Source organism: Undibacterium sp. 5I1, from assembly GCF_034314085.1.
Taxonomy (GTDB): domain Bacteria; phylum Pseudomonadota; class Gammaproteobacteria; order Burkholderiales; family Burkholderiaceae_D; genus Undibacterium.
Genome location: NZ_JAVIWI010000001.1, coordinates 64,764 through 85,691, shown reverse-complemented (window position 1 = coordinate 85,691; position 20,928 = coordinate 64,764). Strand labels below are relative to the sequence as shown.

General features: G+C 47.7%; 18 protein-coding genes. 7 read left to right on the top strand and 11 right to left on the bottom strand.

All coding sequences use genetic code 11. From position 1 onward, the window contains the following. Positions 1-115 precede the first annotated feature (115 nt). The 8 genes from RGU72_RS00360 to RGU72_RS00325 all read right to left on the bottom strand — a co-directional run bounded on the left by RGU72_RS00360 (position 116) and on the right by RGU72_RS00325 (position 8,740). On the bottom strand, positions 116-1,474 hold the full coding sequence (locus tag RGU72_RS00360) for a PAS domain-containing sensor histidine kinase (protein WP_322117845.1): 1,359 nt from the start codon (positions 1,472-1,474) through the stop codon (positions 116-118). Between the two features lie 5 nt (positions 1,475-1,479). After that, a complete protein-coding gene (locus RGU72_RS00355) occupies positions 1,480-2,832 on the bottom strand; it encodes a sigma-54 dependent transcriptional regulator (RefSeq protein WP_322117844.1) in 1,353 nt (450 codons plus the stop codon). A gap of 109 nt (positions 2,833-2,941) precedes the next feature. Beyond that, positions 2,942-4,177 carry an ABC transporter permease gene (locus tag RGU72_RS00350; protein ID WP_322117843.1) on the bottom strand — a complete coding sequence of 412 codons (1,236 nt, stop codon included), beginning with the start codon at positions 4,175-4,177 and terminating at the stop codon, positions 2,942-2,944. Between the two features lie 17 nt (positions 4,178-4,194). Next, on the bottom strand, positions 4,195-5,511 hold the full coding sequence (locus RGU72_RS00345; protein WP_322117842.1) for an ABC transporter permease: 1,317 nt from the start codon (positions 5,509-5,511) through the stop codon (positions 4,195-4,197). Between the two features lie 8 nt (positions 5,512-5,519). After that, positions 5,520-6,248: an ABC transporter ATP-binding protein gene (locus tag RGU72_RS00340; protein ID WP_322117841.1), complete on the bottom strand. Its 729-nt coding sequence runs from the start codon at positions 6,246-6,248 to the stop codon at positions 5,520-5,522. Between the two features lie 122 nt (positions 6,249-6,370). Beyond that, positions 6,371-7,639: an efflux RND transporter periplasmic adaptor subunit gene (locus RGU72_RS00335; RefSeq protein WP_322117840.1), complete on the bottom strand. Its 1,269-nt coding sequence runs from the start codon at positions 7,637-7,639 to the stop codon at positions 6,371-6,373. A gap of 55 nt (positions 7,640-7,694) precedes the next feature. Beyond that, positions 7,695-8,144 (bottom strand): hypothetical protein, encoded by a 450-nt coding sequence (locus tag RGU72_RS00330; RefSeq protein WP_322117839.1) that lies wholly within the window; start codon positions 8,142-8,144, stop codon positions 7,695-7,697. Positions 8,145-8,314: 170 nt separating this feature from the next. Further along, the gene (locus tag RGU72_RS00325) at positions 8,315-8,740 is read right to left on the bottom strand and encodes a MerR family transcriptional regulator (RefSeq protein ID WP_322117838.1); all 426 of its coding nucleotides are present in this window, start codon (positions 8,738-8,740) and stop codon (positions 8,315-8,317) included. Positions 8,741-8,834: 94 nt separating this feature from the next. On the opposite strand from RGU72_RS00325, the gene RGU72_RS00320 reads away from it, so the two are divergent. The 3 genes from RGU72_RS00320 (at position 8,835) to RGU72_RS00310 (ending at position 14,039) form a co-directional block, all read left to right on the top strand. Continuing rightward, positions 8,835-11,489, top strand: a complete 2,655-nt coding sequence (locus RGU72_RS00320; RefSeq protein WP_322117837.1) for a heavy metal translocating P-type ATPase — start codon at positions 8,835-8,837, stop codon at positions 11,487-11,489. 259 nt (positions 11,490-11,748) lie between these two features. Further along, positions 11,749-12,765: a metallophosphoesterase family protein gene (locus RGU72_RS00315; RefSeq protein ID WP_322117836.1), complete on the top strand. Its 1,017-nt coding sequence runs from the start codon at positions 11,749-11,751 to the stop codon at positions 12,763-12,765. A 233-nt stretch (positions 12,766-12,998) separates the two neighbouring features. Beyond that, positions 12,999-14,039 (top strand): GMP reductase, encoded by a 1,041-nt coding sequence (locus tag RGU72_RS00310; protein ID WP_322117835.1) that lies wholly within the window; start codon positions 12,999-13,001, stop codon positions 14,037-14,039. A gap of 372 nt (positions 14,040-14,411) precedes the next feature. Here the strand turns inward: RGU72_RS00310 and tcdA are convergent, their stop codons facing one another. After that, the gene (gene tcdA, locus RGU72_RS00305) at positions 14,412-15,230 is read right to left on the bottom strand and encodes a tRNA cyclic N6-threonylcarbamoyladenosine(37) synthase TcdA (RefSeq protein WP_322117834.1); all 819 of its coding nucleotides are present in this window, start codon (positions 15,228-15,230) and stop codon (positions 14,412-14,414) included. Between the two features lie 154 nt (positions 15,231-15,384). On the opposite strand from tcdA, the gene pdxH reads away from it, so the two are divergent. Continuing rightward, complete coding sequence (pdxH, locus tag RGU72_RS00300; protein WP_322117833.1) at positions 15,385-16,020, top strand: pyridoxamine 5'-phosphate oxidase; 636 nt, start codon at positions 15,385-15,387, stop codon at positions 16,018-16,020. A 35-nt stretch (positions 16,021-16,055) separates the two neighbouring features. On the opposite strand, the gene msrA (RGU72_RS00295) is transcribed toward pdxH, so the two are convergent. Beyond that, positions 16,056-16,586: a peptide-methionine (S)-S-oxide reductase MsrA gene (gene msrA / locus RGU72_RS00295; protein ID WP_322117832.1), complete on the bottom strand. Its 531-nt coding sequence runs from the start codon at positions 16,584-16,586 to the stop codon at positions 16,056-16,058. A gap of 222 nt (positions 16,587-16,808) precedes the next feature. Between msrA (RGU72_RS00295) and RGU72_RS00290 the strand changes: the two genes are divergently transcribed. After that, positions 16,809-17,585 (top strand): helix-turn-helix transcriptional regulator, encoded by a 777-nt coding sequence (locus RGU72_RS00290; protein ID WP_322117831.1) that lies wholly within the window; start codon positions 16,809-16,811, stop codon positions 17,583-17,585. 119 nt (positions 17,586-17,704) lie between these two features. Here the strand turns inward: RGU72_RS00290 and msrA (RGU72_RS00285) are convergent, their stop codons facing one another. Further along, positions 17,705-18,253 (bottom strand): peptide-methionine (S)-S-oxide reductase MsrA, encoded by a 549-nt coding sequence (msrA, locus tag RGU72_RS00285; protein ID WP_322117830.1) that lies wholly within the window; start codon positions 18,251-18,253, stop codon positions 17,705-17,707. 475 nt (positions 18,254-18,728) lie between these two features. On the opposite strand from msrA (RGU72_RS00285), the gene RGU72_RS00280 reads away from it, so the two are divergent. Together RGU72_RS00280 and RGU72_RS00275 are read left to right on the top strand one after the other, a co-directional pair. Continuing rightward, on the top strand, positions 18,729-20,192 hold the full coding sequence (locus RGU72_RS00280; protein WP_322117829.1) for a hypothetical protein: 1,464 nt from the start codon (positions 18,729-18,731) through the stop codon (positions 20,190-20,192). After that, positions 20,189-20,926 (top strand): hypothetical protein, encoded by a 738-nt coding sequence (locus RGU72_RS00275; protein ID WP_322117828.1) that lies wholly within the window; start codon positions 20,189-20,191, stop codon positions 20,924-20,926. The genes RGU72_RS00280 and RGU72_RS00275 overlap by 4 nt, the downstream gene beginning before the upstream one ends. Positions 20,927-20,928: the final 2 nt, after the last annotated feature.

Sequence of the window (20,928 nt, the reverse complement as noted above, 5' to 3'; positions counted from 1 at the left end):
TTACTACCCCGGTGTATTTTTTAACGTCCAATGATTATCTGGACGATACCCTATATTATTGCCTATACTCCCCTATTTATCTATTTTTACAGCTTACTACTGCCTATTTTTAATATTATGCAGGCAATACTAAAGTCACTATCACGCCACCGCCTTGACGGTTACGCAGCAAGATGCGACCGCCATGCGCTTCGATAATTTCTCTCGCCAGCGCCAATCCTAATCCGGTACCACTGCGTTTGGTCGAATAAAACGGTACCAGCGCGTTTGACATAACGGCATCGATCATTCCATTGCCCTGATCCATGACTTCGATGCGTATCATGCCGTGCAATCGACGCACACCTAAACTGACATGTTCAGGCGCTGATCCTGATTCATGCGCGTTTTTTAACAGGTTGAGTAACGCCTGCTCCATTTGCGCGATATCAAAACTGACCTTCTCATCAGGTAATTCACCGATCAGGTGGAAATCCATCTGCGACTGCAAGCGAGAAATAAATGGCTGCCACGAGGTCGTTTCTGTGCGCGGGGTCGGCAATTTAGCAAAACTCGCATAACCTTGAATAAAGCTTTCCAGGTGGCGGGAACGCTCTTCTATCGTGGATAAAATTTCTGGCAAGCGCTCAGTTTGCCCTCGCCGCAATAACTCTGCGCCAGAGTTGGCGAGTGAGGCCACCGGTGCCAGCGAATTATTCAATTCATGGCTGATCACACGGATGACTTTTTTCCAGGTCTGGACTTCTTGCCGGCGCAGCTCTGCCGTCAAGTGGCGCAACAATAGCAGTTCATGATGCCGTCCGTTCAAACTGAAGTTACGACGTGCCAGGTGATACACCTCCTCCTCGTCATCACCGTTTTGTCTGTTTGCGCCCTCTTTGGCATTGACCGTGAACAAACCGTCGCCACCTTTATCGATGGCGTCGCGCAACGAAGCTGAGAGATGTTTTAACAACGCATCAAGAGTATGGCCTTCTAACTTACGACCCTCGTTGAGCAACTGTCTCGCGGCGATATTGGCAAAAACAATCGGGCCTTTTTCGGCAACCAGCAGCATTGCCACCGGCGTATTTTGTAGCATTGTATCCAGCAACAACTCACGCTGAACCAGACTCAGGCGCTGCTCGCGTAATACATCACCCAACGCATTATGGGCATCCACCAAATCCGCCAGCTCATCATGCCGCGGCCAATGCAGTCCAAACGAATAATCTCCATCCTGATAGCTAATGACGGTACCACTCAGCGCGCGGAATAATGCCAACATCGCTTGCATCTGGTTACGTACCAGCATGACCGTAACCGGCAACATCACCAGTGCGACAAGTAATACTGTCAGACCAAACTCTTTAGGAAAAAAATGCTGCGACGTATAGACCAGAGCAATGCTCATCGCGATTAAAAAAACGGACAGCAAAGTAAATCTGGCTGTCAGCGATATACCTAGCTTGGTTTTAGAGTCGTCAGGCGTCACTCAGATCACCCGGCCTTGCTAATGCCAAGTCTGTCCATCCGCCGGTAGAGCGACTGACGGCTTAACCCCAACTCCGTGGCCGCCTGAGCAATCACCCCATTTGCCTTACTTAAGGCTTTTTCTATCGTCGCACGATCCAGTTCCACCTCGACATTGACGCGCGCTTGCGCGATCACTGGCAAGCCTAGATCGCTGGCTTTCAGCTCTGAATCGCTGGCAAGCAAGCTTGCTCTTTGCATGACATTTTTTAATTCACGCACATTACCGGGCCAGGTATACTGCAGCAACAACGCACGTGCTGTCGGATGTAGAGTTTTAGCAGCGCTTTCACCACGACTTAAGAAATGCATCGCTAAGGGAATGATGTCGTCCGGTCTATCTGCCAAGGACGGTAAATTGAGCTGAATCACGTTCAGGCGATAATACAAATCCTCTCTGAAGCTTCCCGCTTTAATCATCGCGGTTAAATCAGCATTGGTCGCACTGATCACCCGGACCTTAACCTGACGCTCTTTGTTAGAGCCAAGACGTTCAAAACGTCCAGTCTCCAACACACGTAATAACTTCATCTGCCCTGCAAGCGGTAAGTTACCAATTTCATCTAAGAATAAGGTACCGCCATCAGCTGCCTCAAACTTACCCTCCCGCGCTTTGATGGCACCGGTATAAGCACCGGCTTCAGCACCGAATAATTCTGCCTCAATCAATTCAGAAGGAAGTGCACCACAATTTAACACAACAAAAGTACCATCTTTAACACTGGAATTAGCTTGAATAATTTCGGCAATTCTCTCTTTGCCAGCACCATTCGGCCCTGTGATCAGCACAGATACATCTGAGCGTGCAACCTGACAGGCCATAGTCAACACTCGCTCTGTTGCCGCGTCTTGCCAGACTAAATTACGCAGGTCATATTTTTGTTCCAGCTCGCGTTTATTTTTACGCTCACGCAACACTCTCTGCTGCAATGCCCGATTGGCTTGACCTAGCTCGATCAGATTTTTTACTGTCGCCATCAGACGCTGATCATTCCAAGGCTTAGCTAAGTAATCCGCAGCACCTGCTTTAATCAATCCAACAGCAGCATCCAGATGCGTCCAGGCGGTGAGCAAAATCACAGGCAGATCGGGATGACGTTGACGAATCTGATGAAACAAGGCTACGCCCTCCTCACCAGAGGTAGTGTCAGCGCTAAAGTTCATGTCCTGTATCACTAAATCGACACTGGTTTTTTCTAATAACGCTAAGCCTTGTTCCGGCGATTGCGCGCTGATTGCGGCGATATCGTGCAAAGACAACAGCACCTCCAGTGCGATGGCAATCGAGGGGTTGTCGTCAATGATGAGTACATTAGGCATAGAGAAATTGATTATGGAATATCGGATTAAACCGCATCGTACAACACAAAAAAACAGAACATCACATAAAGTTTTTCCGATACGCCGATAAGATAGGACCGATCACATTCTAAGCGCCACGTGTCGCCGTAGCAGGTGAAATACTCGCCCCACGCAAAGCAGGCACATACACAGCAGCGACACCCAATATCCAAAACACGCAGGGTGCAAAGAATAAATACTGGAACGGCAATTTGCTTAACTCAAACTGACTGACCAGTAATTGATTGAGCCCTACCGCGAGCATAGTGCCGAGAACAATTCCGCCAGTCGTAATCAAGATATTTTCGGTAATAAAGTAGCGCAAAATATCTACCTTACGCGCACCCAAAGCCCGGCGCACACCGATTTGCTTGCGACGTTGTGCAACCCATAAGGTACTCATACCGACAATCCCGCTGGCAGTCACCAACATCAACAATGCACTCACGGTAATCAGCATCCACGCCAAAGCCTTATCGCTGCGATAACGCTTAAATCGCTCATTATCTATCGTATCCATTCGAACAATCATTGGCTCTCCGGCTGCTTTAGTCAGTGCTGATTCTGCCTCTTTCATTACACGGTCTCTTTGACCTGCTTCAACACGCACAAAATAGGTGTTCGATGATCTGACGGTAGTTAAAGGGGCAATAACAGAATCCTCAAACCGTCCTGTACTTTCTGCTTCAGTGGTCTGTAAACTCTCGACGACGCCAATGATTTTCGATTCATCGGAATCATTGCCTGTGCCCCAAAACATGGATTTTCCAATCACATTTGCCTCATTGGGATAGAGTTCTTTGGCTACCGCTTTTGTCACAATCACGACACGCGGTCTTAAGTCACTTTGTTCGCGCGGATCATATTCAAGTACGTCATCAGGATTAAAATCACGACCGGCAATCAGTTTTAATCCTAAGGTTTTTACCAAAGAATCAGAGGTGTTGTAATTATCAACTGTAGTGGAGGGCAAGGTTTGTAGACGGTCGACAGAAATACTTGAACGACTACCTGAACGCGACATCGGCACCTGCGATGTTTGCGCCACAGAGACTACACCGGGGATCGCACGCAGAATTTGTTTTTCGCTCTGTAATACCGCTTTAAAGTCATCCATTGATTTTCTTTGAAGACGACTGCTAGTAATATGAAACACACTAGCTTCGTCATTAATACCGCTGGAGCGTACGGATGCCTCTTGCCTCAGCTGGACGATATACATGGCGTTGGTCAAAATCGCCAAGCTGATAGCAACCTGTATTGCAACTAACAGCGGTGCTGTTTTATTTCTCAACAACGCAGATAAAATCGGACGGATTTCCATATTGATCCTCTTTACTATTATTGGGATTTAAGTTGTAGCGCTGGCGTCACCTGACATGCGCGCCAGGTCGGGAGTAAGCCTGCCAGCACACTGGCACTCACAGCGAGGATGAAGGTCAAAACTAGCATATTCCAGTCCATCTTCGCCAGCACTGCCATCTCACCCGACTGTCTTGAGATCAGCCAAAGTCCGCCGAAACTTAAAACTAATCCAAAAAGACCACCAACTAAACCAATCACACCGGTCTCAATAAAAAACTGCATAAAAATATCTGCCCGACTAGCACCAAGCGCCCTGCGCACTCCAACCTCCGACGATCGCACAGAAAATTTTGCCAGTAATAATCCGGCGGTATTCACCAGGCAGAGTAATAAGAATCCAAATGCCAGCCATGCAGATAATTTACTATCGTCCCTTACAATTTTCAGAAAGCTCATCCACTCTTTTACGTTCAACAAAAGATTCGGTGCGCCACGAGGATAGCGGCCTACTTTCTTTTGATCTGCGGTGTAAGCATTCAGGTAATTAAGTAGCTTGGTATGATCTGAGGCTGTTGCTGTTTCAAACCAAAATTGTAGCCAAGTGCAATCAGAGGCAAGGATTCCCTTAAAGCCAGCACCCATAGGACCGTGACACCACATAGACCCACTTGGTCCTATCTCGACTACGGCTGCTGTATTGAAAGGAATATAAAACTCATCTTCCCCTTTAAAACTTCCTCCGCTACCGTTGATCAAATGGGTAAAGCGGGGTAAGGGATTCCATTTACCCAAGACGCCGATCACTTGATATTCATTATTTTGCATACGTAAGCGCTTGCCAAGTGCGCTCTCTTTTCCGAACAATTTTTCGCTTAAGGTCTGGCTCAATACAACGACTTTGGCTGCATTTTTTTCTTCTGCGTTAGTCCAACCCTGACCTTGAGAAAAAGGAACTTCAAACATAGCAAAATAGTCGGCGCTGACGGCAAGTCCCTGAATATCGGCAACACGTAAATCTGGTCTGGATGGCTCTAATGTCATTTGAACGCCATACACCGCCGCACGTCGCACGCCCTGATCCGCTTTTAAAAAATTGGTTACATCAGGATAAGATAATTGCGTTTCCTCAATCGGCGCACCTGGGACATAACCTTCCAACGGAGAGTTGTCCATGACAGGCACAAACAGGCGATCGCTTTTTGAGGGGATAGGATCAGTTGACATCATGTGCAAAATCGTCAGCGTAGACACGCTCGCCGCGACCCCGATTGCCAGCGTTAACACCATCAAACTTGTCAATACCGGATTACGTCGCAGGCTGCGGATACCCAGAAAAAAATAATATTGAATCATGGCATTTCCTAGGCAGCGATTGAGTTACTGGCGGACTCTGATTCAGTCTGATACAGCGATGGCGATTGACGTATCAGATCGGATACCTGGCCATCAATAATATGTACATTGCGCTGCGCTCTAACTGCCAGTTCAGGGTCATGAGTCACCATCAGTATGGTTGTACCGCGTGCGTTAATTTCTTCCAGCAACTCCATCACACTGCGTGCCATATGGGTATCCAGATTACCGGTCGGTTCATCAGCTAACAGTAATTTGGGGGAGCCAGCCAGAGCACGGGCAATTGCAACCCGTTGTTGCTGACCGCCAGAAAGCTCAGCTGGATAATGTTTCATACGGGAGGCCAGACCAACTTGTGTGAGCGCCTCTTCAATCCGGCGCTTACGTTCAGCCGCATTAAAACCACGGTAACGCAGTGGGACATCGACGTTATCAAACAAACTTAGATCAGGGATCAGATTGAAGCCTTGAAAGATAAATCCTAACTTCTCATTCCGTAAGCGCGAACGGTCATTGTCATTCATGCCCTTAACATTGACTCCATCCAAAAAATAATCGCCATCGGAGAATTCTTCCAGCAAACCCGCGATATTCAAAAACGTCGTCTTACCTGAGCCGGATGGACCAGTGACAGTCACAAATTCGCCCTCTTTGACATGGATTTCAAAACCACGTAATGCATGTGTTTCTATCATGTGGGTGCGATACACTTTGCTGAGATTATTCATGCGTAACATAGTTGTACTCTCGATGTAATTAACTAATGGTTGATATCTGATGACGGCAGGCTAGGCTTAAAAATTGATGCTGATTTAATATTGAACTGATATTGATATTGAGCTGGTCATGAGTAGACAATCTAATTGTTGATCGTGACACGTTGCGCATTTTGGAAAGTGTCGGTTCCGGCGATAACGACCTTATCACCTGTTTTTAACCCCTCTAAAATCTCCACTGAAGTGACACTGGTTGCGCCTATTTTGATCGGCTTCCGGGTAGCGACACCAGCTTCGACAACGTAGGCAAAGCGACCGCCTTCACTCTCGACAAAAGGGCCACGGGGGACGATTAAGACATTCGGCTTTTCCTCAATCAATAGGCGGGCAGAGACGCGTTGGCTTTGTCGTAATCCTGCGGGTTGCTGACCGTTAAAACGTACCCGGGCAAGCACTTGGTTTTTGACGACCTCAGGAGATAGTGCAGATAACTTACCAATCGCATTGATGCCATTGATGGTGATCTCTACATTCATACCAAGACCTAAATCAGCGACATAGGTTTCTGGAATTTCTAATTCAACCTCCAGTTGTGACAGATCGACTAAAGTCATCAGCGGCGTATTCGCAGCGACTACACTACGATTCGCCACAGACAAAGTACCAACGATGCCATCAACTGGCGCACGCAATCTGAGATCGTCCACACGACGTTGTGCGTTATCACGGACTAAACGCTGTTGCAGTAACTGGCTGTTCTTAGTTTTCAGCACCAGATCAACATCCTCATTTTCTAAACCTGTCGCCTGCTCTGCATGCTTGGCGCGGATTTGTGCAGACTTCATCGCGTCCTGGGCTTTTAAAAAATCGATCTTTGCCACGACACCCAATTGCCCCGCATTTTCAATCCGTTGATAAGTGCGCTCAGCCGAGACCCGATCAATCTCGGCCTGATCGGCATCACGTCTGGCTAATAATTTTTGCTTGCGTGCGAGGATGTGCTGACGGGCGACTTCGGCTTCTAACTGTTCATAATTGGCCTGTTCACGTTTAAGCTCATTGCTCAGGTCTGGTGACTCCAGTTCTGCAACGACATCACCCTTACTGACTTTATCGCCTGCTTTGACTTTCAGCGTGACGGTGCTAGGTGCTGTGGCATATAACGTAGGACTATTCGCGGCAACCATGCGCCCGTTAACCGCAGCGTCTCTAACCAGTTTGCCGCGTGTTACGGTCGCGATACTCAGCCGGGATGCACTGACCGACTGAGAACTACCAGTCCAAGCGCTAAGCAATACAACAGTCGCAATCAGGATCGCGGCTGCGATTGCCAAGATCAAATAGACTTTTTTACTGCGCCAGATCGGCGTAGAAGCAATGACAGAATCTTGAGCAGAAGTATCGCGGATCATTTTATTTTTTGTAATGTGAGTGTTTAATTAATGTATTGCAGTATTCGTGCCAGATCTAAGTCATTGATTTATTGAGAATTAGCTTTTTTCGATTGACTGTGCGCTGTGTCCGCGGAGTGTCCGCGAACAAATGAGCGGACACTAATTGAATCCCACCGGACACGGCAAACTGAGTGTCATCGCCCAAACTAAAAAATGGAATGCGATGCTCTGCATGCGTACAAATAGCCAATGCTGATAGAAATTTAGTGAGCAGGAAGCCGCTGGTTTCTTGTACATCAGCGCAAATTTCCGCAGTCCATTCAGCACTGTCACACCACTGAAGCGATGCGCTGACATGTAGTAAATGGCAAGGAGAATAAGAACTGAGTCGTTCAATCTTGCCGTTGCCGAGCAAGAAAAATGTCATCAATAAAGATAAGACAAATCCCAGCAAAATGGTCGCTGTCAATTCAAAAAATCGCTGTAAGCTAACTACGGGGCGCGAGGTCGAATCGGGATTCATGGTGTACTCCTTGGAAAGAATAATGTTCTTTCAGCACGAAATATGCCAACCACAAGAATTTCGATAAACCCATGATTTATATACGATTTTTAAATATCTAATGTATTGACGATGTGTACGGACGCCACGTGGCCAGTGACCGCTCAGAGCAGAGCAAGTGGTATGGATTTCTAGCAGTGAGGTTTTGAGTGCGCTAGAGCATGAATAATCGGACAATTAGCGGCGTCTGCACTCGCCTCACATTGTTGAATTAAGCCCGACAGCATGTGTTCCATTTTTTGCAGATCCGCTAGTTTTGCACGTACTTGCAGTAATCTTTCATTCGCAACATCGCGTATCGCTACCCTGTCATCGCCGTCTTCTAGCAGCAATAAATGACTGATTTCATCCAGAGTAAAACCTAATTCCTGCGCCCGTTTAATAAAGCGGATGCGATCCACCAAGGCCACGGGATAGGCACGAAAACCGCCCGAACTATTGCTATGTGGGATAGGCAACAGTTGGCGACGTTGGTAATAGCGTATGGTCTCTACTCCCACTCCAGCGGCACGCGCCAAACGTCCTATGGTGCAAAAGCTAGCTGAAGTATGTTCCATAAAGTGCTTGACTACGTAGTTGGGTACGGCGTCTATGATAGATTGAAACAGACCAATTGAAATAGATACGTTGAAATAGCCTGGAGTAGTTGCGATGAATCAAACCTCACAAAAAACTGATGATCTGCAGGGCGAATCATGTTGCGGCGTAACAGAAACTACCGCGCAGCAAAAATCGACTCCTGTTGAGAGCAACGAAAAGAACTATATCGATCCGGTGTGCGGTATGCAAGTTCGCAAAAATCCAGAAAAAATGGCTCGATATCAAGGTATTGCCTACTATTTTTGTAGTCAATCTTGCATCAGTAAATTCAATGCCAATCCAGACGGATTTGTGAAAGCAAAAAAACTCATCGGAGGTAGCTTAAAATCGACGCAGACCGTTTCCACTGCAAATTCGGCTACCGCCTGCTGTGGCGGGAATTCTGATGAGTCGAGCACGAGTCAGAATTCAGTCACTCAACACACTGATCCCGTCTGCAAAATGAGTGTTAAGGAAGACAGTCAACATCATTATCGATATCAGGATCAAACATATTATTTCTGTTGCGCTGGCTGCCTGAACAAATTTAGCAAAGATCCACAAAAATATCTGACGCCAAAGACCGAGGATGCATCCAAAAAACCTGTAGCCAAAGATGCGATTTATACCTGTCCCATGCATTTAGAAATACAACAAGTCGGCCCAGGAACTTGTCCCAAATGCGGTATGGCGTTAGAGCCAATGGAAGCCAGCGCTGAGGAAGATACGACTGAGCTCGATGACATGACGCGCCGCTTCAAAATCAGTGTCGCACTCAGCATTCCCCTACTATTGCTCAGTATGGGCGACATGCTGCCTGCGCTGCAATTGCACGAGCGATTAGGAATGCGTTTATTTAGCTGGCTACAATTTGGACTGGCGACACCCGTCGTTCTATGGTCGGGAAAACCCTTTTTTGAACGAGCCGTTGCTTCTTTTAAATCCGGCCATCTGAACATGTTTAGTCTGATTGGTATAGGAACTGCCACCGCCTATTTATTTAGCGTCGTGGCTTTGCTATTGCCACAAATATTACCTGCGGCTTTTTTGATGGATGGCATGGCACCTTTATATTTTGAGGCTGCAGGAGTCATTATTACCTTGGTATTGTTGGGGCAGGTATTAGAACTACGCGCACGCTCACGCACCAATGCTGCCTTAAAGTCCTTATTGGCGCTGACACCCGCAACAGCCTTCCGGCTTGATGCAGAAAGCAAAGAAACTGAAATCAGCATCGATCAGGTTCAGTTAAAAGATCTATTACGGGTAAAGCCGGGCGCACACGTGCCGGTAGATGGTGTCGTCGTCGACGGTCGCTCAAATGTCGATGAATCGATGATTACTGGCGAACCGCTTCCGGTCACCAAACAAATCAATGATCACGTTAGCGCAGGTACGATTAATCAACAAGGTAGCTTCAGCATCCGTGTGGAGCGCATTGGACATGACACCTTACTTTCAAAAATTATCCAGCTGGTGAATGAAGCAGGACGATCGCGTGCGCCGATCCAGAGTCTGGCAGATAAAGTATCAGGCTGGTTTGTACCCGGCGTGATCGGGATTGCAGTCATCGCATTTATCGTATGGGCATGGCTTGGGCCTGCGCCAGCCATGGCAAATGCCTTAATGGCCGCAGTGTCGGTACTGATCGTCGCATGTCCCTGCGCTCTCGGCCTCGCAACCCCGATCTCGATCACGGTAGGGATTGGACGTGGCGCAACTGACGGCATTCTGATCAAAGACGCCCAAGCGCTTGAGCAAATGGAGAAAATCGATACCCTCGTCATTGATAAGACAGGGACGCTGACTGAAGGCAAGCCGACATTGCAACAAATTGTCGCCACCAATGGCGTGAAAGAGCAAAGTTTGATCGAGATCGCTTGCGCGATCGAGCAGCAAAGTGAGCATCCTCTGGCGCATGCCATTCTCAGCTACGCGAAACAGCATCAAGTAAAAGCAGCGACGATTAGTGAGTTTGCAGCCATCACAGGCAAAGGTGTCAGCGCACAATGGGAAGGAAAACGTGTTCTGTTCGGTAATCAGCAACTGATGCGAGATCACCAGATACAAACGCTAGAACTCGATAAGCGCATTGCGGAACTTCAAGGTCTGGGTCATACCGTGATGCTGCTGTCGCTAGATGATGTGCTAGCGGGCGCAATCAGTGTTGCAGACAGCATCAAATCAACGAGCTTGCAAGCAATTCAGCAGTTAAAAGAATCTGGACTTCGCATCATCGTTCTGAGCGGTGATAACGCGTTGACCGCCAAAGCAGTCGCATCGCAACTCGGCCTGGCCGAAGTCCATGCAGATGTCCTGCCAGAAGATAAGTTTCGATTCATCAAACAACTTCAAGGCGAAGGACGAATTGTTGCAATGGCGGGGGACGGCATTAACGATGCGCCAGCATTAGCGCAGGCCGATGTGGGCATTGCCATGGGTAACGGCACCGATATCGCGATGAATAGCGCAAAAGTAGTGCTAGTCAAAGGAGATTTAGTCGGCATTTTTAAAGCACGTAGCCTGAGTCAGCACACGATGAAAAATATCCGGCAAAACCTGTTCTTTGCATTTGCCTATAATTTTATCGGCGTACCCATCGCAGCAGGAGTGCTCTACCCCTGGTTTGGCATCTTGCTCAGTCCTATGATCGCCAGCGCGGCGATGAGCCTGAGCTCGGTTTCGGTGATTGGAAATGCATTACGCTTGCGGCACGCCAAACTCTGATTAATCGACCGGCTGATTTATTTAAATATCGCAACAACACTGCGGGACACAAAAACCAAGCGACGGTAAACGGGTAAAATGCTGCTCCGGACGAATAAGCCAAACCAACGACACGCTATAAAAATAGAACTTATACAAAATTGTCGCAGCAAGGCGCAGTCACTAAGGCCATACTTTTGGTACAACTAAAGCTGTAACGCAGCTGGCGCGGTTTTTGCTGACGTCATCAATGTCATCTCATTTATTCAGATTGATCTACATGTCACGATTTGTATTTTTCTCCACAGCGATTTTATTACTCACTTTTATCAGCGCTCCAACTTCAACAAATGCAGCTCGCTATACCGACGTTGTGCAAAAGGACGATGTTTCTAATGCTGAGAACCCACAACAACCAAAATCATTACCGTCCAAGAACAGGACTTCTAAAGCAAAAACGACAGCTCCAGCATCTGCTTTGACAGTCACCGTATTTGCGGCTGGCGACATCGCCGATTGCAGAAAAAAAGCAGCAGCTGACACCATGGCTGCCAAAACTGCAAACATCATCGAAGCGGGCTTAGCCGCGGACAGCAAAGCCATTGCAATTACGTTGGGTGACAATACTTATCCAGTCGGTAATCCGGAAGAATTTAATAAGTGCTACGAACCTACCTGGGGCAAATTTAAAGCACGCACCCTCCCCTCTCCCGGCAATCATGATTACGATATGCCAGCAGCGCAAGGCTATTACAATTATTTTGGTGAACTTGCCGGCCCTGAGAAGCGCGGCTATTACAGCACCAAAGTTGGTCAGTGGCAGATCATTTCGCTCAACAGCAATATTGAAGGCGTACAAATGCAAGTACAATTGCATTGGCTGAAAGATGAGCTCAGCAATAAACATCAAACTCATTGCACGCTAGCCTTTTGGCATCACCCTGCATTTAGCTCTGGTGGACATGGCAATAATGCAGTCATGCAGGCCGCATGGAAATTATTGGCAGAAGCAAAAGCAGATATCGTTCTGGCAGGCCACGACCATGACTACGAGCGCTTTGCACCGTTGAATGCAGATGGATTAATCGATCAAAAAAACGGCATACGTAGTTTTGTAGTCGGCACCGGCGGAGCAAAATTGACGCCGATGTTCTTCCCAAAAGTGATCACAGAAGTGCGTGACAATTCGACCGCAGGCGTACTCAAACTAACGCTCCACGACAAAAACTATGAGTGGGAATTTATCCCTGTAGATGGCAGCGGCTTTACCGACAAAGGTGTTGGAGTCTGTCACTAAATAGCTATTAATACACTCTTAAGACTTACGCAAAACTGACCTACATCGTGGATTAACGCATTTTCCCAATCCGGTTCTTGGTATATGTCATCGCTGATACCGCCTATATCGAAATTAAATCGGTAATCGGCCAAATACTTACTATACTCAAGCACGGCTCGAAACTTTCTACGGTCATTTTAATGTTGAAATGACTGTTTTCGTGCGCCTGCCAACCGGACACAGGAGTCGTAATGCATATTGAAGAAACCCTCAAGCTCGATTTTAAAGACGTATTGATCCGTCCTAAACGCTCTACCCTCACTTCCCGCTCGCAAGTTGAATTGCAACGCGAATTTATATTCCATCATTCCCGCAAAAAGTATCAGGGCATTCCTATCATTGCTGCCAATATGGATTCCACTGGCACCTTAGAAATGGCGACTGCACTAGGACAGCATCAGCTTTCTGTTGCCTTACATAAGCATTATGATGAAGACACTTTGGTGACCTATTTCACTGGTTTAGAAAAGAAATCGACTGCGTTTTATTCGATGGGGATCACGCAATCTGATTTCGAAAAATTCATAGCAGTCATGACGCGTGCAAAAAATGCAATTGAATACGTCTGCATCGACGTTGCCAATGGCTATACGGAAGGCTTTATCCACTTCGTCAAAAAAGTCCGGGATGCATATCCTCATATCACCATCATGGCGGGTAATGTCGTGACTGGCGACATCACCGAAGAATTGATACTTGCTGGCGCAGATATCGTCAAAGTGGGAATCGGTCCAGGCTCGGTTTGCACCACGCGTAAGATGACGGGCGTAGGTTACCCGCAACTGTCTGCTGTAATTGAATGCGCAGATGCAGCACATGGTTTGGGCGGACAAATTTGTGCTGACGGAGGTTGCGTTGTACCGGGCGATCTGGCGAAAGCATTTGGTGCCGGGGCAGATTTTATTATGCTGGGCGGCATGCTGGCAGGGCATGATGAATGCGCTGGCGATCTGGTGGAGCGCGATGGTCAGCAATACAAACGTTTCTACGGTATGAGCAGCAAAGCCGCGATGGACAAATATGCTGGCGGCGTTGCCAAATACCGCGCGTCGGAAGGTAAAGAAGTGCTGATCCCGTATCGTGGTCCGGTTGATGCCAGCTTGTTGGATATTCTTGGCGGTGTGCGTTCAGCCTGTACTTATGTCGGTGCGCATAAGCTTAAGGAGCTGACCAAACGCACGACCTTTATCCGTGTGACGCAGCAATTGAATGAGGTGTTTGGTAAGTCGTAATGCAATTTCTGCCTAATGGCAGATTGAGCAGATGGCGCAGACGGATAGTCGCTTTCGTTTGCAAAGGGCACAAACGCTGGTTTGTGCCTTCCGCCGATCTCAAATTTATGATCGAAATTCCTACATGGTCGAGCGACTAGCGGAAGAGATCAAGTGGAGAATTATGCAGGAAATTACGCAGAATTGGATGCCAGAAATCTCCTAACGCAGCGCGGGAAGAAATAAATACTCCCACCATGTATATTTCAAGCGTCCATATATTCCTTGGACAATTTGTCAATTTTCAATAAAAATAAGGGGAGTATATTAAATATACCTAAAAAATTCACGCCGGAGAAATTCTAAAAACCCCATATCCAATGTGATAATTTCTTAACCTAATCCAGCCAATTTGCGCAGTACATGCGCCACTGCCATCAAACCAAACGACGCAGTCACGACGATAGAAGACCCAAAGCCAGCGCAGTTTAATCCAGTAACAGCAGCGACACTGTTCGTGCCCGGATTGCCAGCTAACGTATCCCCGACCTCGCACGCTTCTACCGTCTCGGGCATGCTCAATGCCTCCATCGAGAACACCGCATCAATCCCAAATTTACTTTTTGCTCCGCGTGGAAAACCGTGATTTTGGCGCAAGCGTTTGCGCACCAATGCCAGCAAAGGTTCTTGCTCGGTGCGGGATAAATCCCGTATTTCAATTTTGCCCGGATCAGTCTGCCCGCCCGCGGCGCCAATCGTGATCAGCGGTACAGCATGCTCGCGGCAATAAGCGATCAGCGCAGTTTTTGCTTTGACGTTATCAATCGCATCGATCACATAGTCAAACTGATGAGCGCCTATCATCTGCGTCAAATTATCAGGCGCGATGAAATCTTCGATTTCATGGACAGTACAAAATGGATTGATTTGTGCAATCCGCTCCGCCAGCGCGGTGACTTTGGCTTTACCAATGGTCTCGCTGGTTGCTTGTATTTGCCGATTGATATTGGACTCGGCCACATTGTCCAGATCGATCATCGTGATCTGGCCGATCGCACTACGCGCTAGCGCCTCCACCACCCAGGAACCCACACCACCGACACCAATCACACAAATATGCGCTTGTTTAAAGCGCTCTAGTCCCGCGCTGCCATATAGGCGGGCGATACCGCCAAAACGACGTTCAAAATCAACTTCTAACTGTTCTTGCATGGGGATTTACTCAAAATAGATATCTCGCCATTTTACAAGATGCTTTAGAACAATCCGGTTTGTTTGATACAGCGCAAGCGACTTGGCGCTAAATAGAGGATAATTTTTTACCGATGATGTTCTGCTTAGCATCCATATTATTCAAGGAATCAACATGTCTATCGCTCATTTACGTAAAGATTATCAGCATGCCAGTTTGTCCAAATCAGAAGTCGCCAGCGACCCGATACAGCAATTTTCGGTCTGGTTTGAGCAGGCATTAAACGCCGATGTGGCAGAACCGAACGCGATGAGTCTGGCAACCGTCAATGCCCAGGGTCGTCCTTCCTCCCGTATCGTTTTAGTTAAAGAATTTGATCAACGTGGCTTTTGCTGGTTTACCAATTATGCGAGCAAGAAAGGACATGATCTGGATGTCAATCCTTATGCCGCCTTACTCTTCCATTGGGTCGTCTTGGAGAGACAGGTCAGAATCGAAGGCAGAGTAGAAAAGATGTCAGCAGAAGAAAGTGATCGCTATTTTCATAGCCGCCCTTTGGGAAGTCGCCACGGCGCGATTGCGTCACAACAAAGTGCAGAAGTAGATAGCCGGAAGTTGCTGGAAACCCGCATGGCAGAAGTCGTGGAACAAGCTGGTGAACAACCGCCGCGCCCCGAGCATTGGGGTGGTTATCGCTTGCAGCCGGAGCGACTAGAGTTCTGGCAAGGTCGCAGCTCGCGTCTGCATGATCGGATTGTTTATACCAAACATGCAGATGGGACATGGGCGATTAGCCGCTTGCAGCCCTGACATTGATTAGAGTAAAGCAACTCATTCAAGCTCAATCAAGCAACCAGTTTGCCTGAGAAAAATTTGCGTGCTTTATCTACTTTTGGCGCTACCACTATCGTGCAATAGCGCTGGTGTTTGTTCATCTTAAAATAATTATGATGATAGTCTTCTGCCGGATAAAACACAGGTGCCATCGCTACTTCAGTGACGATGGGCGCATTCCAGTTAGGTGCAACATCAATCACAGCTTGTGCCGCCAGTTTCATTTGATGTTCAGATTCACAATAAATTACTGAACGGTATTGACTACCCACATCGCTGCCCTGGCGGTTGATGCTGGTAGGGTCATGGATAGTGAAAAAAATCTCTAGCAGAGCATGCAAGCTCACTACATCAGTATCAAACGTCAGACGCACTACTTCGGCATGCCCCGTATCGCCTTCGCAAATATCTTCATATGTAGGAAAATCGACGTGTCCGCCGGCATAACCAGGCTCAACATTCTTAATCCCGCGAATTTGCTGAAATACGGCCTCAGTACACCAAAAGCAGCCGCCGCCAAAAATGATCGTTTCTAATCCCATGTTGTTTCCCCCTTGAATTCTCTATAATCGCTACAGATACTGACTGACTCTGTTTCTTACGAAATGATCGCCATAAACAGTATCTAAATACATAGCTCTATTTAAGCGACGGAGTGGATTATCAAGTCAACAAAGAAAGTGATCAATACATAAACAAAGAGTTGCGGCTGGGGTCGCTTGGTGTATCATTTTTTAATACTCTTTTACATTGTTGAGAATTTTATGCTCAAAGCCAGCCTGTTAATTGATGCCTTAAAACGCGAACTGGAGGCCAGAAGTATCACTTACGCCGATCTGGCAGCCCGGATTGACATATCAGAGGCCAGCGTCAAGCGGATGTTTGCCCAAAAGAACTTTACGCTGCAACGGTTGGATGAAATCCTGCAAGCGACCGAGATCAGCCTGCGCGATCTGGCGCTGGCATCGAATGAAGAACCCTTAATCTCAGAACTGACCTTCGATCAGGAAAAAGAAATCATCAGCGATCCAAAAAAATTTATCGTCGCGGTATCGGCGCTGAATTTGCTGACGGTAGAGCAAATGACACGCATTTATGACATTTCAGAAATTGAAGTGGTCAAACATTTGTTGCGTCTGGATAAAATTGGGTTTTTAGAATTGCTACCAAATAACCGGGTAAAGTTACTGGTTGCACGTACTTTCCGCTGGATACCGAATGGCCCTATCCAAAGTAATTTCCGCGATCAAGCTTATGCGGAATATCTGGAATCCAATTTTGATGGCGAGCATGAAATCATGCGCCTGGTGAACGTGATGCTCTCCAAGCAATCAGTCGCTGCGCTGCTCAATCGCTTGAAACAAGTCGCCCGTGAATTCTCAGAGCAGCATCAGGAAGATGCCAAGCTGCCGTTTGAAGAAAAACACCGCATCAGTTTTATGCTGGCTGCACGGCCGTGGCTGCCAAAACAATTTAAGTCTCTGGTCAGAAAAGACTATATCGAGCAGCATGAGCAAAAGAAAAATAAAAAATCCCGCTAGCATCCGAAAGCACACTGACTCAGCGGCGAAAAAAAACCTCATGCAGAACATGAGGCTAAGGACACTACCGGTAATAGTGAAGTGTGAATACTAGGGTTTGTCGAGCTTATTCAATAAACTTAACCTATAAGCTTGCTAGAAAAAAGCTTGCGCGCCTTCGCCACTTTAGGCGCTACCACAAACGAGCAATAGCCTTGCTCGGGGTGCTGCTTAAAGTAATTCTGGTGATAAGCCTCCGCCAGATAAAACGTCGGCGCGGCAGTCAACTCAGTGACGATAGGATCGTCCCAAACGGCTTTCATCCCTTTAATAACGTCCTGTGCAATGACTTTTTGCTCATCGTCATGGAAGTAAATCACTGAGCGATATTGGGTACCTGCATCATTACCCTGACGGTTTAATGTCGTCGGATCATGAATCGTGAAAAAAATCTCCAGCAACTCACGATAACTGATGACCGCAGGATCAAAACTCAACCTGACAACTTCTGCATGACCGGTGCGTCCGGTACAAATTTGCTCATAAGTCGGATTGGGGTTGGCGCCGCCGCTATAGCCAGATTCCACCTTTAACACGCCGCGGATTTGCTGGAATACGGCCTCTGTACACCAAAAACAGCCGCCACCCAAAGTAGCGACGCTGGTTGCAGGCGATGAATATAAAGTCATGATTTTTCCTTTTTGAGGTCGAATTTGCAGTCGGTTTGCGATGAATTTGCAATGAGCTTGCGATATTGATGATTGGTCGGACGACGGGCTATTTTCTTACATTTCATTGCAAGCCGCATTCAAGCCGGATTTTCCGGTGGAACAATGCGTTTTTTACGGCACTAAGCTGCAATCTATATTGCCCGATTGGGCTGATAAGCAAGTGGCTGATGGTGAGAAAATTTGATCTGCGATGATTAAGAGGTTTTTTAAAATTCAAGTAAAACTACTTTTTTTGGGAGTATGTAGTCAAATACCACTTAATCCCCAATTAATACATGGACAATAAAATATACTACTAACCAGTATATATCCATGATATTTCCATAAAATTCTCGAATCCCGGCAAAGAGCCAGGCTCTTTCGGATAACGATACTATTCAATACATAACTTCTTAACAATACTAAATTGTCACGCGAGAAGGTAAAATGCGGCATGCAAAATTTTACCCACGATACACATAAAGCAACTGAACAGATTAGCGAAGATGACGACGCGCTTCAGTCGTTTTTTCGGCCGGGCATCAGCCCCGATGACGTATCTCCTATTTTCCCTTTGCGACGTGCGCAGCCGCTGCTACAGGCTTTTACTGCCTTATTCCATGGCGGCTTTAACAATGTCATGTTGCGTTTGCTGGTGTTGCGCGAACTCGCTGCCGATGTCGACACGCCGTCGCTGTCGCGTGCCGATATCAATGCCAAGCTGGGCTATATTGACCCTGACCGCTTAGAAACCATCCTCACGCGTTTGCGCTCTCATGGACTGTTGGCCTGGGATGCAGCTCAGTCGGTGTATAGAATCACACCAACCGCTCGTAATGTACTGGCGGCCTTGTCGTCCTTATTACAAGCTGAGAATCAGGCTGAGCAACAAGGTGACGAAGCCGAGATGAGCTACATGCTGACCCAAGTTGCAGGCGCACAAGCGGTCGGTGGCGTGTCGGTTGAGCAGTTGCATCATCTGCTGGGTCGCCTGATCGAACTGACGGAAGAATTTTCTGATGCGATTGCATCAGGCTCAGAATTCCAGCTCCGTACCGCGCAACAGAAATGGCATACCGCATGCGATTGGGTAGAAAAGGGCTCGCAGATCATTCATGCGATCACCAACGACAGCCGGGCCGACTCGGCAACGCACAGAGCGGCGCAAGCGATCGGGCGTGCCCAGAGCGCGCTGCTAAATATGCAAGGTATGTTTTCACGTGCGCTCAACCAGATCGAACGTCAGCGCGTGCACCTCGGACAATCTGGTCTGTCCACTACCGATATTAAAACCTGGTTGTTGCAATACCCTGATCTGGCCTCGCTGGCGGATGATGCCTTGGCATACCCGATGACGCCGCTGTTTATTACGCCATCAGAAATCATAGACGTAGCAGAGAGCGAATTACTGACCAATCGCCTGTCCGCGGTTGCTAACATTTTGCCCACTGGCGAGAATGCGCCAGAGATCGCCAATGAAGCCAGCGATGCGCTGCTGGAACTTGATCATTGGCTGGATCGCTTAGACCGCCTAAGTCAAATAAGCCAACTTAGCCAACTAAGCAACACCGAACACCAGCAAGCTACTAAACCGGTGCCGCTACAGGATTTATTACTGCCGTCGAGTTTTGCCATCGCCTCGTATCGTGCATCGCTATTACCGCTGCTGGGTGATGTGAACGAATCTGCATTGCAAGGCGCAACCGCAGCCCTGGCGCGACTACCACTGGAATTTAATTCCAAAGACAAAATGCAGCGGGTATCTGATCCGTCTATTTCTGCAATGTCAGTCGCCAGCCTGACGGTATTAAGTCCGGTAAATCAATCCGCTAAAGTAGTCGTGTCGACTCCAGCATCGGCTCCAGCATCGACTCCAGTTTCAATCCCAGTTCCAACCCAATCGAGTACGCAAGAATGACAGAAGATGCACAATTCCTGATCGCCCGCCTGCTCGCGCATCAAACCCTGCGCCGTGAAGACAAGCTCGTCAAGCGCGCCCTCTCGGACGAATTATTTCGCGCCGATGTGGATGCCCGGTTAAAAGCCTGCGGTATGAAGTTTATCGACAACGTCTACGCCGATCACGTCACGCTGGCACTCACCCGTGATAGCGAATCCAAAGTATTCGGCACCAGAGAAACCTGGCAGAACAATAATTTTAGCCTGGCACGTGATGGTGTTGCGCTGCTAGTTGTCTTATGGTCGCTGATTATTTTGCCTAAGCGTGAACGGCAAGAAGCACACCAACTCGCCGAAGAAAATCAAAACGATATGTTCGGCAAAGATAAGCCTATGCCACGCGCAGAAGATACCTCCATCGGTATTTCTTACCGTGCACTATTAGCTGACTTTGGCGAGAAGCTCGGTAAAAAAACCCGTATGGATATGAATCTCGGCCAGCTTGTACGTTATGGTTTTGTGGAGCGTAAAGCCGATCTGATCGTCGAAGGTCCGTTGCTCGATCTGATGATGGATACCGACACGTTAAAAGACCGCATCATCAATGGTGCGCTGTCGGACATCTTCAAAATTCCAGTACGCACACCTGCGCTGATTGAACCCATGGCGCCAATCAGTGCAGCTAACGATGCAGCCACCAGCGCAGACCCTGACGAGCCAGTCATCGATAACAATACCTCCGTAGAAGAATAAGC